Annotated in this window: 14 protein-coding genes and 2 tRNA genes; 8 read left to right on the top strand and 8 right to left on the bottom strand. The window is 63.5% G+C overall.

Features of this window, described 5'->3' with window-relative positions; all coding sequences use genetic code 11:
• Positions 1 to 107 precede the first annotated feature (107 nt).
• Positions 108 to 2,435 (top strand): putative bifunctional diguanylate cyclase/phosphodiesterase, encoded by a 2,328-nt coding sequence (locus ABC977_RS01845; protein WP_369665530.1) that lies wholly within the window; start codon positions 108 to 110, stop codon positions 2,433 to 2,435.
• Between the two features lie 59 nt (positions 2,436 to 2,494).
• On the opposite strand, the gene ABC977_RS01840 is transcribed toward ABC977_RS01845, so the two are convergent.
• Positions 2,495 to 2,692 carry an Alvin_2107 family globule sulfur oxidation protein gene (locus ABC977_RS01840; RefSeq protein ID WP_369665529.1) on the bottom strand — a complete coding sequence of 66 codons (198 nt, stop codon included), beginning with the start codon at positions 2,690 to 2,692 and terminating at the stop codon, positions 2,495 to 2,497.
• 280 nt (positions 2,693 to 2,972) lie between these two features.
• Between ABC977_RS01840 and ABC977_RS01835 the strand changes: the two genes are divergently transcribed.
• The 3 genes from ABC977_RS01835 (at position 2,973) to soxZ (ending at position 5,413) form a co-directional block, all read left to right on the top strand.
• A complete protein-coding gene (locus ABC977_RS01835; RefSeq protein WP_369665528.1) occupies positions 2,973 to 4,463 on the top strand; it encodes a M48 family metalloprotease in 1,491 nt (496 codons plus the stop codon).
• A 126-nt stretch (positions 4,464 to 4,589) separates the two neighbouring features.
• On the top strand, positions 4,590 to 5,057 hold the full coding sequence (locus ABC977_RS01830) for a thiosulfate oxidation carrier protein SoxY (protein ID WP_369665527.1): 468 nt from the start codon (positions 4,590 to 4,592) through the stop codon (positions 5,055 to 5,057).
• A 44-nt stretch (positions 5,058 to 5,101) separates the two neighbouring features.
• Positions 5,102 to 5,413 carry a thiosulfate oxidation carrier complex protein SoxZ gene (gene soxZ, locus ABC977_RS01825; RefSeq protein WP_369665526.1) on the top strand — a complete coding sequence of 104 codons (312 nt, stop codon included), beginning with the start codon at positions 5,102 to 5,104 and terminating at the stop codon, positions 5,411 to 5,413.
• A 64-nt stretch (positions 5,414 to 5,477) separates the two neighbouring features.
• On the opposite strand, the gene ABC977_RS01820 is transcribed toward soxZ, so the two are convergent.
• Positions 5,478 to 6,428: a lysophospholipid acyltransferase family protein gene (locus ABC977_RS01820; protein WP_369665525.1), complete on the bottom strand. Its 951-nt coding sequence runs from the start codon at positions 6,426 to 6,428 to the stop codon at positions 5,478 to 5,480.
• Between the two features lie 275 nt (positions 6,429 to 6,703).
• Between ABC977_RS01820 and ABC977_RS01815 the strand changes: the two genes are divergently transcribed.
• The gene (locus ABC977_RS01815) at positions 6,704 to 7,132 is read left to right on the top strand and encodes a rhodanese-like domain-containing protein (protein ID WP_369665524.1); all 429 of its coding nucleotides are present in this window, start codon (positions 6,704 to 6,706) and stop codon (positions 7,130 to 7,132) included.
• 195 nt (positions 7,133 to 7,327) lie between these two features.
• On the opposite strand, the gene ABC977_RS01810 is transcribed toward ABC977_RS01815, so the two are convergent.
• From ABC977_RS01810 to ABC977_RS01800, 3 genes are all read right to left on the bottom strand, one after another.
• Entirely contained in the window at positions 7,328 to 7,651 is a 324-nt protein-coding gene (locus ABC977_RS01810; protein ID WP_369665523.1) for a HesB/IscA family protein, read from the bottom strand.
• A 43-nt stretch (positions 7,652 to 7,694) separates the two neighbouring features.
• Entirely contained in the window at positions 7,695 to 8,186 is a 492-nt protein-coding gene (locus ABC977_RS01805) for a Fe-S cluster assembly transcription factor (RefSeq protein WP_369665522.1), read from the bottom strand.
• Between the two features lie 192 nt (positions 8,187 to 8,378).
• Positions 8,379 to 8,786 carry a PaaI family thioesterase gene (locus ABC977_RS01800; protein WP_369665521.1) on the bottom strand — a complete coding sequence of 136 codons (408 nt, stop codon included), beginning with the start codon at positions 8,784 to 8,786 and terminating at the stop codon, positions 8,379 to 8,381.
• Between the two features lie 155 nt (positions 8,787 to 8,941).
• Between ABC977_RS01800 and ABC977_RS01795 the strand changes: the two genes are divergently transcribed.
• A tRNA-Arg gene (locus ABC977_RS01795) sits at positions 8,942 to 9,018 on the top strand.
• A gap of 273 nt (positions 9,019 to 9,291) precedes the next feature.
• Here the strand turns inward: ABC977_RS01795 and ABC977_RS01790 are convergent.
• Positions 9,292 to 9,741, bottom strand: coding sequence for a hypothetical protein (locus tag ABC977_RS01790; protein WP_369665749.1), 450 nt, complete (start codon positions 9,739 to 9,741; stop codon positions 9,292 to 9,294).
• A 403-nt stretch (positions 9,742 to 10,144) separates the two neighbouring features.
• Between ABC977_RS01790 and ABC977_RS01785 the strand changes: the two genes are divergently transcribed.
• Complete coding sequence (locus ABC977_RS01785; protein WP_369665520.1) at positions 10,145 to 11,203, top strand: 3-deoxy-7-phosphoheptulonate synthase; 1,059 nt, start codon at positions 10,145 to 10,147, stop codon at positions 11,201 to 11,203.
• 203 nt (positions 11,204 to 11,406) lie between these two features.
• On the opposite strand, the gene ABC977_RS01780 is transcribed toward ABC977_RS01785, so the two are convergent.
• On the bottom strand, positions 11,407 to 11,826 hold the full coding sequence (locus tag ABC977_RS01780) for a hypothetical protein (protein ID WP_369665519.1): 420 nt from the start codon (positions 11,824 to 11,826) through the stop codon (positions 11,407 to 11,409).
• A 194-nt stretch (positions 11,827 to 12,020) separates the two neighbouring features.
• On the opposite strand from ABC977_RS01780, the gene ABC977_RS01775 reads away from it, so the two are divergent.
• A tRNA-Arg gene (locus ABC977_RS01775) sits at positions 12,021 to 12,097 on the top strand.
• 62 nt (positions 12,098 to 12,159) lie between these two features.
• Here ABC977_RS01775 and menH read toward each other — a convergent pair.
• On the bottom strand, positions 12,160 to 13,053 hold the full coding sequence (gene menH, locus ABC977_RS01770) for a 2-succinyl-6-hydroxy-2,4-cyclohexadiene-1-carboxylate synthase (protein WP_369665518.1): 894 nt from the start codon (positions 13,051 to 13,053) through the stop codon (positions 12,160 to 12,162).
• Between the last annotated feature and the right edge of the window lie 85 nt (positions 13,054 to 13,138).

The raw sequence follows: 13,138 nt of genomic DNA, 5'->3' as shown, positions 1-13,138 counted from the left end.
CGAGAGGAGCCTCGCCGTCGAGCCGACCAGGGCGTCGTCACGGCATGTCGCGTAGCGCTCGATGCGAGGGCTCAGGCAACCATCGACACTACGAACAGGGCCATCCGATGAGTTCGATCGACGAATCCGGTACCCATGAGTGCGGCCCGAACCCCTCGACCGATGAAAAGGAGCTTGCATCACGAGCGGCAGCCCCGGCAGGAGCGCTCGAGGCCCGAGGGATCGGAGGACTGATCGGGGCCTTGCAGGCCGCGCGCGACCGATATGAGCGATTCTTCGAGGAAGCCCCGGTCGGCTATCTGGTTCTCGACGAAACAGGACGGTTGCTCCGCGCCAACGCCTCCGCACTGAGGCTTCTGCAGCGCGACCGCAAAGCCTTGGAGGGCCGGCAGATCCAAACGCTTTGCACAGCTGGCTCCGCCGACCAAATCGCGGCGCACTTGAGGCGCCTGACCGGCGGAACACGGCGGGACAGCTGCGAGGTCCAGCTGCTAGGCCGTGGTGGTCCCCCGCTCCATGTCAGATTGGACACACTGCACGTCGGCGCGGACGAGTGGGGGCCGCTCAGGACCGCACTGATCGATATGACCGATCAAAAGGCCGCCGAGACACGACTCGCCCTCGCGGCAAGCGTGGTCGAACACACGACCGAAGGCGTCTTGATCACGGACGCAGAACGCCGGATCGTTGCCGTCAACCCGGCCTTTACGAAAATCACCGGCTACGGCGCCAAGGAAGTCCTGGGGACGCCGCCGCGCGTCCTCCGCGAACAGCCCGATGACAGCGAGCACTACCGCCGCATCCGCGAGCAATTGGCGATGACCGGCCGTTGGCAGGGCGAGGTCTGGAATCGGCGAAAAAACGGCGAACGCTACCTCGAGTGGCTCAGCCTCAACGAGATTCACGACGACACCGGGGCGACGACCCATTATATCGGCATTTTTTCCGACATCTCCGGCCAACACCAGACGAAAAAGCAGCTCGAGCACCTCGTTTACCACGACAACCTGACGGGCTTGGCCAACCGCCAACATCTTCGCGAACAGCTCCGCGACGCGCTGTTCGCGTCGGTTCGGGACGCCAGCCTGGTCGGCTTGCTCCATGTCGATCTCGATCATTTCAAGGCGATCAACGAGAATCTCGGCCACACGGTCGGCGATCGGCTGTTATGTTTCGTTGCGCGGCTGCTTCAGGATGCGGTCCGCAAGAGCGACACGGTGGCGCGCCTGGGCGGGGACGAGTTCGCGATCGTTTTGCCGCAACTCGATTGCTCTACCGACGCAGCGACCGTCGCGAACAAGGTGCTGAGGAGCCTTCACGCGATCCCTTTCACCTTTGACGACAAGGAAATACAGGCCGCAGCCAGCATCGGCATTGCCCTGTTTCCCGATGACGAACAGGACTCTGAAGGGCTGCTGCGTTGCGCCGAAATAGCGATGTATCGAGCCAAAGAGTCCGGGCGGAATGGTTATCGCTATTTTGCCGTCGACATGACAGCTCGACTCACGGACCGACTGGAGCTGGAAGCCGATTTGCGCCGCGCCATCAGCAACAACGAGCTGTCGCTGCGATATCAGCCGCAAGTTCGCCTTTCCGACGGCCGTATCATCGGCTGCGAGGCCCTATTGCGATGGAAGAGCGGCACGCGGGGTTTGGTCCCACCGGAGCGCTTCATACCGATCGCCGAGGAGTCGGGGCTGATCGTACCCCTGGGCCTCTGGGTTGCCAATGCCGTCCTGAAGCAAGCCCATGCGTGGCAACCCCATATCGACGAAGACTTTCGCATCTCGATCAATGTCGCCGGGGTGCAGCTTTCGCCGATTCATGCCGATGGCTTGCTCAAACGCATTTCAGAGGCCCCGCCGGCGGACCGCAACCGACTGGAGCTGGAACTCACCGAATCCCTGCTGATGGAACACGCCGAGTTTCTCGAGGGGGTCCTGACCCGGACCAAAGCCCTGGGCCTCGGCATCGCCGTCGATGACTTTGGCACCGGGTACACCTCGATCCGAAACCTGAAACACCTTCCAATCGATCGCATCAAGATCGATATGTCGTTTGCCCAGGATATCGGAAAGGGCTCAGAAGGGGCGGCGATCGCGTCGGCGATCATTGCGATGGGGCACGCGTTGGGGCTGCGCATGGTCGCCGTGGGCATCGAGACATCGGAGCAACTCGCGCTGTTGACCCGAAACGGGTGCGACGCGGCCCAAGGCTACCTGCTCAGCCCTCCCGTAGAGGTGGAATCCATGACGCAACTCCTGGTCGCCGGGCAAAGGCTCCTGCCAGACGGGGCGAGACCTCTGGAAAACGGACGCAGCCACCGGACCGGGTTCGGCCTGTTGAAGACATTGCGGTTCTGGCGCGGCCGAACCGAGCGGAGCGACGGCCGCGGGGAAGTGTCCGAGCACGAACCCGGGAGGCGCGACGGATAGGGGCGCCGAGCCGCCCCAAACCCTCCTGGTTCACGGGACTTCGGCCACCACCTCGACAGTCACCCCTTGACCCAATTGGCGAAATTATCGGTGTTTTGCTCTTCGCCGTCCGCATATCCCGCCTCGTAGGCCTCGGTGATCCGCTGCTCCTCGCGCTTCGGATTACGAAGAAAGCCACACTGCCAGCCCTGAATATACTCATCGTCGACCCCGAACTGCTCCATCTTGGTGACGGTGTCGTAGTAAAACTGATTCATCTTCGATCTCCGGGCTATGGTTGGTCAGGGCAGGAACCCTTTTATCGCACGGTGTTGGTGTCCGACCGACCCGCGTCGCCGCCGGCAGGGCGATCGGCCACGCCGAATCGGTTGTCCTCGTCTATCCTGGGCTCAGGCACAGGGCCGAGCCGAGAAGGGCGATAAGAATACTCTGGTTTTCTAATGTTCGCCAAGAGCCGACTGCCGGCCGAATCGGAGGCCGCCTCCCGATGATACTCGCTTGGAACTACCCCATCGACGCGATGTTCCTAGGTCTGGTATGAAGTCTTCATTGATCACATGGTTTTTTGTCAGTGCGCTCGCGGGCGCATCGCTCATCGGCGCCGTGCCGACTGCGATCAGCGCCGACGTCGGTAGCCCCCGACTGAACCTACCAGACTTCGGCAGCTCCGCCGACACCCTCTTGTCTTCCGGCGAGGAGCGACGGCTCGGCCAGGCCTTCATGCACAGCGTCCGGCGCGCGCTGCCGGTCATCGAAGATCCGTTGCTCAGCGACTATGTCGCCGGATTCGGACAGCGTCTGGTCGCGGCCAGCGGCCACCGTGGCCGACATTTCCACTTTTTCCTGATCGATGACCCGCTGGTCAATGCCTTCGCTGGTCCCCACGGGTATATCGGAATTTACGCGGGGCTGGTCCTGGCCGCGGAGACCGAGAGCGAACTCGCGGCGGTCATCGCCCATGAGATCGCGCACGTTACGCAGCGCCACCTGATGCGGGCCATCGAAGACGCGCGGAAGATGAGCTTGCCGGCGACGGCATTGCTGATCGGGGCCGCGATTCTCGGAGCGCGCGTCTCGCCCGACGCGGGGACCGCCGCGATGGCCGGCATCCAGGCCGCGACGATCCAACGCCAGATCAGTTTCACCCGCGAGAACGAAAAGGAGGCCGACCGTATCGGCATCGCGACCCTTGCCGACGCTGGACACGACCCCTTCGCGATGGCCGGCTTCTTCGACCGACTGGCCAAAGGCTCGCGGATCCACGAGACCAATGCACCGGAGATGCTCAGAACCCATCCGGTCACGACTAGTCGCATCGCCGATGCCGTGGCCCGAGCCGAAGCCTTCGGGCACCGCCAACGACCGGACAGCCTGCGATTTCACCTGGTTCGCGCGAATCTGCGTGAACGAGGTTATCGGCGACCGGAACAGGCGGTCGAGCATTTTCGCGCGACCTTGCGAGAAGGCCGATACGCCAACGAAACGGCAGAACGTTACGGTTATGCGCTGGCGCTGGCCCGACACGGACAGATCGACGCCGCCCGGAAGCAGATCGCGCCCTTGCTCGCAAGCCACCCGCAGCAAGCCGAATTCCTGATCCTCGATGCCGAGCTGGCCCGACGTGCGGGTAACACGGACCGCGCGCTGACCTCATTGCGCGAAGCTGTCGGGCTCTCGCCGTCGAGCCTGCCCTTGCGCATGGCCTACGCCGAAGCGCTGCTCGAGGCCGGTCAAGGGCGGTCGGCCTTGCGTCAGCTCGAGCCGCTCGCCCAAGGGCAGGAAGCCGGACCGGCCCTCTTCGCACTTCTGGTCACGGCGGCAGCAAGGGCGCAGGACCAGGGTGCGACTTACCGCTACCGCGCCGAGCAGCACTACGCGCGCGGCGACATCGACGCGGCCATCCGCCAACTCGAGGCCGCCGTGCGGCAACGCGACCTTGCCTATCATGAGGCGGCGCGGCTGCAGGCCCGTCTCGACGAACTCAACGACGAAAACGAAGCGATCAAGCAGGACCCCTGGAACCGTTAGGAAGGCACTGATTCACGCCATTTTCCGGCCGGACCGCGGACGGCCAGGCTGGCGAACCAGAGGTTTTGCGATCTGTCCATCTGGGTTAATCTTCAGCATTGACCGATGCTCGATGAGGAGACTGTGATGATCGATACGAAACGCCGAACCCTGCTCAAGGGTTCGTTGTCCGCCGGCGCCCTCGGGGCTGCGATGGGCGCGGGCCTGCTGACCCCCGGTTCGCTGCTGGCCGCGTGGAACGCCGGGGCCTTTTCGGCGAAGGATCCTGCCACCGCGCTGAAAGCACTGCTCGGGACCGACCTTCACGAACCCTCGGACGCGCTCCACATCCGCGCCCCGGAGATCGCCGAGAATGCCGCCAAGGTCCGGATCACGGTCGAGACCGAGATCGAAGGCGTCAAGACGATCACCATCGTCGCGCCTGGCAACCAAGTCCCGCTGATTGCGACATTCGAACTCGGCGACAAGGCCGATGCCTTCGTCGTGGCGGAGATCAAGATGGCCCAGACGGGCGATGTCGTCGCCATCGCCCAGACCGCGGATGCGCTCTATAGCGCAGCGAAACCGGTCCAGGTCAGCGAAGCCGGCTGCTGAGGCAGGCGGTGCCCTGGTAATCGACTTAACGAGGTAACCGAGTTATGAGCAACATCCGGATTCGCGCGGAGGCCAACGGCGGCAAGACGACCGTGGCGGCCTTGATCACCCACCCGATGGAGACGGGCCTGCGCCAGGACGCCGAGAGCGGGGACACGATCCCGGCCCATTTCATCAAGGAACTGGTCTGCCGCTGGAAAGACGAGATCGTGCTGAACGCACAATGGAGCGGTGGTGTATCGCAGAACCCCTATTTGTCGTTCCGGTTCCACGGCGGCGAGCCCGGTGACGCGATCGAGATCGCCTGGACCGACAACCTAGGCCAAACCGGCGCCGGCACCGCAACGATCCGCTGAAGGAGCGCTGGCTCCTCGGCCTGGCCCGCCTTGGCGGAAGGCGATATCACGCGGCCGCGCGGCGTCAGTTCGAACCAGGCAGCCGCGCAAAGACCTGGGCATCCTCGAGGCCACCCGAATAGAGACGCGGATGCCCCGGCGGGCGACGCCGGAATCGCTTGTAGGTCCAGAGGAACTGCTCCGGACAAACCCCGATGCAGTGCTCGATGCCGAGGTTCAGGGCGCGCGCAGCGACCTGCTCATCGGGGCTGTCGATGCCTGGCGGCGCCGGCAGGCAGTGAAGGCGAAAGCCGCGCGACGCCGCCAGCCGTTCCGCGAACAGAAAGACGACTGGCGCGCCGGTCTTGCGCGCCAGACGGCTAACCAGCAGCATCGTCAAGGCCGGCACGGTGAAAAAGGGGGCGAAGACCGCGCCTTTATCGGATTTGGGTTCCTGGTCCGGCAACAAGCCGACATAGTCCCCGCGCTCCAACGCCTGCACCAAGAGGCGTACGCCCTTGGCCGTCGTTGGCGCCATCGACGCCCCGCCGCGCGCGCGCGCCGCGAGGATCAAATCATCGATGTATTTCTGGGGCTTGTAGAAGATCGCTGTTGGGCCTTGTGCGGCCAGGTAAAGACCCGCCAACTCCCAGGCCCCGATGTGCGGCGACAAGACGATCAAGCCGCGGCCTTCACGGCGAGTCAGCAGTTCACCGCCGCGGACCTCGCGCACGAGGCCAAGGACTTTGTCCGCTGGCTGCCGCCACAGGTACGCGATCTCGAAATAGGTCTTGCCGAATTCGACCAGATGCGCGTTGCGCAAGGCCACCTGCTCGGCCCGAGTCAGATCCTGGCGGCACAATCCAATGTTGATCAGAGCGTTACGCCGCTGCCGGTTGGGAAACCAGACGACCAATCTGCCCAATTGGGCGCCAAGCCGATGAAGAAACGACAGGGGCAAGCGCCCGAGTAGACGTATGGCGGCGGCGGCTAGACCCTGCTTGATCCGCAAGCCGACGGAATCGCGACTGATCATCTTCCCGGTATCCGACAACAGGACATCGATCAGGCCGCCGACACGGGCACGGGCCCGGTGCCGCCGGCCAGATCGCTCGTCACGACCACCCGTCTCGATCGGGACGGTCGTGGGTTAAACTAGCGGATCGACTGGCCATGCAGGCCACCGATCAGCGCAGGCCCTGTCTTTCGTCGGACTGGCCGCGCCCCTTGCATCTTACACAAGATTGACCGCGAACCGCGGCCAATACACAAAAACGACAAGACCCAACGATACCGATGGAGGAATTCGCGATGCGCGAATCGACACCGAAGGCCATTTCGCCGAAAGAGGCCCACCAATTGCTGCACGACGACCCCCAAGCCCTGCTCGTCGACATCCGCTCGACGATGGAGTTCTTGTTCGTCGGACACCCGGTCGGTGCCGTTCACGTACCATGGATCGACGAACCCGATTGGACCGTGAACCCGGATTTCGTCACCGAGATCCGCAAGCTCCTGCTCGGGGGCGCGATCTGCACCCCGGAGTCCCATTGCGCGCCGGTCATCCTGATCTGCCGCAGCGGAAAACGCTCATTGGAAGCGGGCAAGGCCCTGATCGACGGGGGCCTTCAGAATGTGCTGCATATCGACGAGGGCTTCGAAGGAGAACTCGACGAACACCATCACCGCGGGACGGTCGGTGGGTGGCGCTTCCATGGACTGCCGTGGGAACAGTGCTGAACGAAGCTTGCTGATGGCTCACGGGCTATGGAGCATCCTCGGCCATCGCGAGGGCTTTCTCGGGCGTGTTCAGCGAGCCGCAACGGGGCACGGATTCGGGGAGCATAGGGTACGCGAGCCGAGTTCGGAGGCCCTCGCGACGCCTTCGGGCGCGCCTGGAAGGTCGCCCGTCGGCCGGGGTCCGCTTACAACCTCTCAGATGGCAAAGCTGTCACCGCAACAGCAGACGCCCCTGGCATTCGGATTCTTGAACTGGAACGCGCCCTTGAGGCCATCCCAGCGGTAATCGAGCTCGAGGCCATCGAGGTAGACCAAATCGCCGGACGCGATAAAGACCTTGACACCTTGGTCCTCGAAGACCTGCTGGTCCTGGTTGACCTCGTCGACGAAGTCCAAGACATAGGCCAAGCCAGCGCATCCGGAAGGGCGGACACCGAGTCGAATGCCCAGACCTTGCCCACGCCGCTGCAACTGCCGGCGCAGATGATCCGCGGCTGGCTGGGTCAGGGAAATGCCCATCGCCTCGGTCCTCCGTTATGTTCTCGAAGCGAGTTCCGCGCGCCTAAGCCTCGATCGAGGCCCGGCGGCGGGCGAAATCCTCCACCGCCACATCGGCCAGCAGACCTTCCGACACATCGACGGAGCGGGGCCACCGCTTGCGGCGGACCAGATCCTCGAGCGTAATGCGGCTCAAGTAGTCGTCGATCGTGCGACTCAGGTCTTCCCAGAGTTCGTGCGTCAAGCAGGGCCCGTCGCACAGGCAATCGTGTCCGCCGCCACAGCGCGTCGTGTCGACATTTTCATCGACCGCGGCGATCACCTCGGCAACATTGATGTCCGCACCGTCGCGGGCCAGATGGTAACCGCCACCGGGACCACGGACGCTGGCGACCAAGCCGTGCTTGCGCAACTTCGCAAACAATTGCTCGAGATAAGACAAAGAAATTCCTTGGCGCTGCGCGATATCGGACAGCGAGATAGGGCCTTGCCCCTTGTGCATGCCCAAATCCAACATGGCGGTCACCGCATACCGCCCCTTGGTAGTCAGTCTCACGGAAGATCACTCCGGCCTATAGCAGGTCCGCCTATGGTACGATAACCCACAAAATCGATCCAGTATTGCTGGACACCCCGGGGCGCGCTGTTCGGCGGCAAGGGTCTTCCGGCGCTGATCGCCGCGGCCGTTTCGACGGGGCTCGGAGGGTGGAGGGGGCACCCATCAGACCATACGGCGTCCCGCTCCCTGCTACCCGAGACCCGGGGAATCTGGTTTGCGGTAGACGGTCCCCTGAAACAACGCGACCAAGGCGCCATCCTGATCCAGAACCCGGATCAGATAGGTCGCCAACCGGCGATTCAAGGAGACCTCCTCGGCCTCGGCGATCAGCACCCCCTGTCGGACGGCCTTCAGGTAGGACACGCTTGCGTTCACACCCAGGGCCAAGGATCCATGGGCATTCGATGCGACGGCGAAGACGAGATCAGCAAGGCTGAAGATCGCAGCACCATGAACCATACCGACGGCGTTGCGGTGATGGTCGTCGATCCTCATGCTGGCCCTTGCCCTCCCGGGCGCCGCGTCGAGCAACTCGATGCCGACATGCTTCGCGAACAGGTCGCGTTCGAAGAACGCACGAATCCCGTCGTCAGACATACCACCTCCAGCCGGGCGCCAGTTTGTCACTCGCACCACGCGAGCGCACGCAGGACCGCGACTGGAGCGACGTGGAGTCGACATCCGAGCAATCGATCCTGTATCCTTAGTCTAGGGTCGTTGCTGATCGCATACCAGCTTCCGGCCTTCTCCTCGCGCCCGTAGCTCAGTTGGATAGAGTACAGCCCTCCGAAGGCTGGGGTCACAGGTTCGAATCCTGTCGGGCGCGCCAACCGCACCCTACACTTGTCCTGTCCTTCTTGAGTGGCAGGACTGCTCCCCGATACGTGGACCGCTTCGTGCAGTTTGCACGGCGCGCGGTCGCGCAGAGCCCCCTGGGCGAGCTTGGCCGTGGCCATCGCTCCGCCCGGCCGTGCCCGCCCTGCGATCCCCGTTGTCGACTCCTCCATGCGCGCTCCTCCACCGATCGTGCCTTTCAGCCACCGCTCAGGACCTCGGCGATCCGGTGCAAATGCAGACGACCGGCGGCTTGCCACTCGCATCTTCAGGCAGCCCGCTGATCGCTTCCTTCCAGTTTGCGTATCAACGGATACAGATGTTCCGTCTCGCGCTCGATCCGGTCCAGCACCAGCGAGAACATCTGGTTGGTGTCGGTGACGAACTCGTCGTAGTTGCCCCTCACGGTCAACTGCCGCTTCGACTCCCGGCACCACTGCCGCAAGTAGGCGGCAAAGATCCGCTTGATCTCGGACGAGCCAGACAGGAACCGGTCAGCCGTGTTCTTCACCGACTGGTCCGGGTGCGAAATGAGCTGACCACACAGCTTGCGATCGACAAGCTCGATGTGCTCGCGCACCGCCTTGGCATAGTCCATGAAGACATCGCAGGCCGTTTGCGTGTCACACATGGCACGATCCTGAATCAGGTAAAGAAAGACATTGGACAATTCGGTAATTCGGTGATTCTGCGCATGCAATGCCGCAAAGGTAACCATGGCATCCTCCAATGGCCGGTGACGGTAAAGCTCGATAATCGTTCTCAACGAGATCGGTAGGGCGCGATGCGTCGTGCAACCCACTTTTTATTAGCTAATACTTATAGTTATGGGATGCAACAGGGATACGATACGACAGCGGTCAGGTTCGTTCAATGTCCAGCTAACGTTGTTTCGAAGGCGCGCAACGGTCGATGGCGCGTCGAGGAGATGATGGCGAGGCAAGAAAAACCAACGTTCAGCCCGGTTCCGCGCACGGGCTTCCCGTGACGGTACAACCGGCCTCGATCGCGGTAACCGGGCAACAGCCGGCCGGGGTCGTTGTCCCTCGGGGGACGACCCGCTGCGCGCCGATTGCGGTATCCTTCCGGCCTTGTTTCCCGAAGCCACCCTCGAACCTGCCATGCGACGACAAACCGACGACCTGCGCATCCGCCATATCACCGAAGTCGTACCACCGAAGCTGCTGCAACAGGAGTTCGACGTCAGCGATGCCGCGGCGGACACGGTCTTCTTCGCCCGCGAGGCGATCCGGCGGATCCTGCACGGCGACGACGACCGACTCCTGATCGTCGTCGGACCCTGTTCGGTTCACGACCCGATCGCCGCCCTCGAGTATGCCCAGGGGCTGCGTGCGCTGCGCGACGAATTGCAGAGCGATCTAATGATCGTGATGCGCGTCTATTTCGAGAAACCACGCACCACTGTCGGCTGGAAGGGTCTGATCAACGACCCGGATCTCGACGGCAGCTTCGGCATCAACAAGGGCCTGAGACTCGCTCGCAAGCTCTTGCTCGATCTCGCCGAGATGGGTGTCCCGGCCGGCACCGAGTTCCTCGATCTGATCAGCCCCCAGTATCTCGCGGACCTGATCAGCTGGGGCGCGATCGGCGCGCGCACGACCGAGAGCCAGGGCCACCGAGAGCTGGCCTCCGGCCTCTCTTGTCCGATCGGCTTCAAGAACGCGACCGATGGCAGCGTCAAGGTCGCGATCGACGCGATACACGCGGCTGCACGCCCCCATGTCTTCATGTCCGTGACCAAGGACGGCCAATCCGCGATCTTCACGACCGCCGGCAACGAGGATACACACATCATCCTGCGGGGCGGCCAGCGGCCGAACTACGACACCGAGAGCATCAACATCACAGCCGAGGAAATCATCGAGTCGGGCCTCGTGCCGAAGATCATGATCGATTTCAGCCATGCCAACAGCCGCAAGCGCCCCGAGAAACAGATTCCGATCGGGCACGACGTCGCCGGCCAGATCGCCCGCGGTGATCGGCGAATCATCGGCGTCATGATCGAAAGCCACCTGGTCGGCGGACGCCAGGATCTGAATCCAGGGCAGGAGTTGGTCTACGGTCAGAGCATCACCGACGCCTGCATCGGGTGGAGCGATACGGTCCCCTTGCTCCGGATCCTGGCACAAGCCGCCGCGCGGCGCCGCGAAACACGCTGACGCACGGAAACGCCGATGGACCGGGGTTCCATCCCCGGCCTGGCGCCGCCCCGCAGCGATACACACTATACGCGCATGACAACGAAACGGTCGGACGTGGCCTAGAGACTCGCCGAGCTGACTCGGTGCGCGGATGGCGCTGATCCGCACGACCCAGTCGGGCCGAGGACGCCGGATGTCCGCCCGTAGGCCAAGCCAATCCGTCAGGGGAGCGGAAAGCCTTTTTCCGTGTACCAACGGCGATCGAACGCCCAACGGATTTCATCGACGTCGGGCTGCTGGATGATCAACGCCTGCGCTCGCCGTTGATGATGGATCAAGCGTTCCTGCGCCGCGACCATGTCCGGATGGTCTTGGGGCTTGCCGGCGAGTTCGGGGGTGATCAACGGCAAGAATCGGTACGCCGGATGGTCGAAATCGCGCGGAGATGACAAGGTTGCGACACCCTCGTCGAGCGCCACGACCCGGAATGTATAAGGGTAACTCGCGAGCTCCGCATCCGCCTCGAGGATCCGATTCAAGTCCGCGACCCGCGGGTTCCAACTGGCCAGGAACCACCAAGACAGCAGCCCGACGACCAACAGGAGCACCGCGATTGAGTAGTTTCGAGTAAAACGATCCATCGGGGCCGACCTCTTTTGTTTGCCATCGATTATCCCCCACGGGGCGGATCGAGCAATGTGGATTCGCAATGCCTGTCCAACTCGGACGGGCGCGCCCGGTCACGCCCGCCGAACCGGTGCGACGACGAGCCTGGTCCGCTGGTCCCGGCGAGGGGTGACGCCGTCTCTGGTGCAGGATAGAATTCTGTCTCCCCGCCCCCGTAGCTCAGCTGCATAGAGCGCACCCCTCCTAAGGGTGAAGTCGCAGGTTGGAATCCTGCCGGGGGCGCCATTCGAGTTCGTTCGACGCCGCGTCACGAGATTTCTCAACGAAGGCGCGGGCGCCGGGTTCCTTCATTCGGGCGGTCGGCCTGAGCGGGCCGCATCGGCGAGAAACCGCGCCAACCGTTCGGCGCAGGCCGCCGGGTCCTCGAGATGCAGGGCATGACCACAGCCGGCGAGCACCTCCAGTCGGACCTCGGGGATCGACCGAGCCATCTCGCGATTTATCCGGACGAATTTGGGGTCTCCGGCGCCGACGAGCAACAGGCAGGGCATCGGCAGCGATTTCAGATAGCGCCACAGCGAAGGCTGGCGGCCGATGCCTAGGTGACGCAACGAGCGGGCCAGCTCCTGGGCGTCGTTGCGCCGCCGCCGCGCCAGGATCTCGGCAAAATCGCGATGGGTGGACAGGGTGCCGAATAACGGGTTTCGATACCAGTCCGACAAGAAGGCATCGAGCCCGTCGGCCTCGAGCACCTGGGCCAGTCGCTCGTCGCTGGCCACCCGCAGCCGTCGCTCGCGCCCGACCGCCAGCCCAGCCGACGCCGAGACCAGGACCAAGCGATCGAAGCGCGTCGGAAAACGGACGGCCAGGTACAGGGCCAGGCGCCCACCCATCGAGTAACCCACCAACGGGCAAGACTCGATACCAAGCACAGTCAGTAGACCGATCACGCCCCGGGCCGTAGCCGCCATGCGATAGGCGGCCACGCTGCCGTCGACCTGCGTCCGACCGTGGCCCGGCAGGTCCAGCGTCACACAGCGAAACCTCGGCCCAAGGCGCGCCGCGAGCGCGTCGAACTCATCGAGCCCACCGAGAAAGCCGTGCAATAGCAAGACCGGCGGGGCGTCTCGATCACCGGTCTCGCGATAGTGAAAGCGGTAGCCTCCCACCGCGACGACCGACGTGCCAGCATCAGCGCAGGCGGGATCAGCGCCGCGTCCGGATTCCTCCTTGTTCGACATGGGCTAAGCTCCTGGGTAGCCGACAAGCCAATGGACACCATTATTGTCCTGATGCGCTGGTTGGGGTAGCGTTAAAGGCGTTCCG

The sequence above is a fragment of the Thioalkalicoccus limnaeus genome (assembly GCF_041197575.1).
Lineage (GTDB): Bacteria > Pseudomonadota > Gammaproteobacteria > Chromatiales > Chromatiaceae > Thioalkalicoccus > Thioalkalicoccus limnaeus.
The sequence above is the reverse complement of the archived record's forward strand: the minus strand, read 5'-3'. Positions and strand labels throughout refer to the sequence as shown.

Bases quoted from the DNA above. Each gene is read 5' to 3' on its own strand.
- ABC977_RS01815 (WP_369665524.1), top strand. From the start codon at position 6,704: ATGCGCGAATCGACACCGAAGGCCATTTCGCCGAAAGAGGCCCACCAA.
- ABC977_RS01785 (WP_369665520.1), top strand. From the start codon at position 10,145: ATGCGACGACAAACCGACGACCTGCGCATCCGCCATATCACCGAAGTC.
- ABC977_RS01835 (WP_369665528.1), top strand. From the start codon at position 2,973: ATGAAGTCTTCATTGATCACATGGTTTTTTGTCAGTGCGCTCGCGGGC.
- ABC977_RS01810 (WP_369665523.1), bottom strand. From the start codon at position 7,651: ATGGGCATTTCCCTGACCCAGCCAGCCGCGGATCATCTGCGCCGGCAG.
- ABC977_RS01845 (WP_369665530.1), top strand. From the start codon at position 108: ATGAGTTCGATCGACGAATCCGGTACCCATGAGTGCGGCCCGAACCCC.
- ABC977_RS01800 (WP_369665521.1), bottom strand. From the start codon at position 8,786: ATGTCTGACGACGGGATTCGTGCGTTCTTCGAACGCGACCTGTTCGCG.
- ABC977_RS01830 (WP_369665527.1), top strand. From the start codon at position 4,590: ATGATCGATACGAAACGCCGAACCCTGCTCAAGGGTTCGTTGTCCGCC.
- ABC977_RS01840 (WP_369665529.1), bottom strand. From the start codon at position 2,692: ATGAATCAGTTTTACTACGACACCGTCACCAAGATGGAGCAGTTCGGG.
- menH (WP_369665518.1), bottom strand. From the start codon at position 13,053: ATGTCGAACAAGGAGGAATCCGGACGCGGCGCTGATCCCGCCTGCGCT.
- ABC977_RS01780 (WP_369665519.1), bottom strand. From the start codon at position 11,826: ATGGATCGTTTTACTCGAAACTACTCAATCGCGGTGCTCCTGTTGGTC.
- ABC977_RS01790 (WP_369665749.1), bottom strand. From the start codon at position 9,741: ATGGTTACCTTTGCGGCATTGCATGCGCAGAATCACCGAATTACCGAA.
- ABC977_RS01820 (WP_369665525.1), bottom strand. From the start codon at position 6,428: ATGATCAGTCGCGATTCCGTCGGCTTGCGGATCAAGCAGGGTCTAGCC.
- soxZ (WP_369665526.1), top strand. From the start codon at position 5,102: ATGAGCAACATCCGGATTCGCGCGGAGGCCAACGGCGGCAAGACGACC.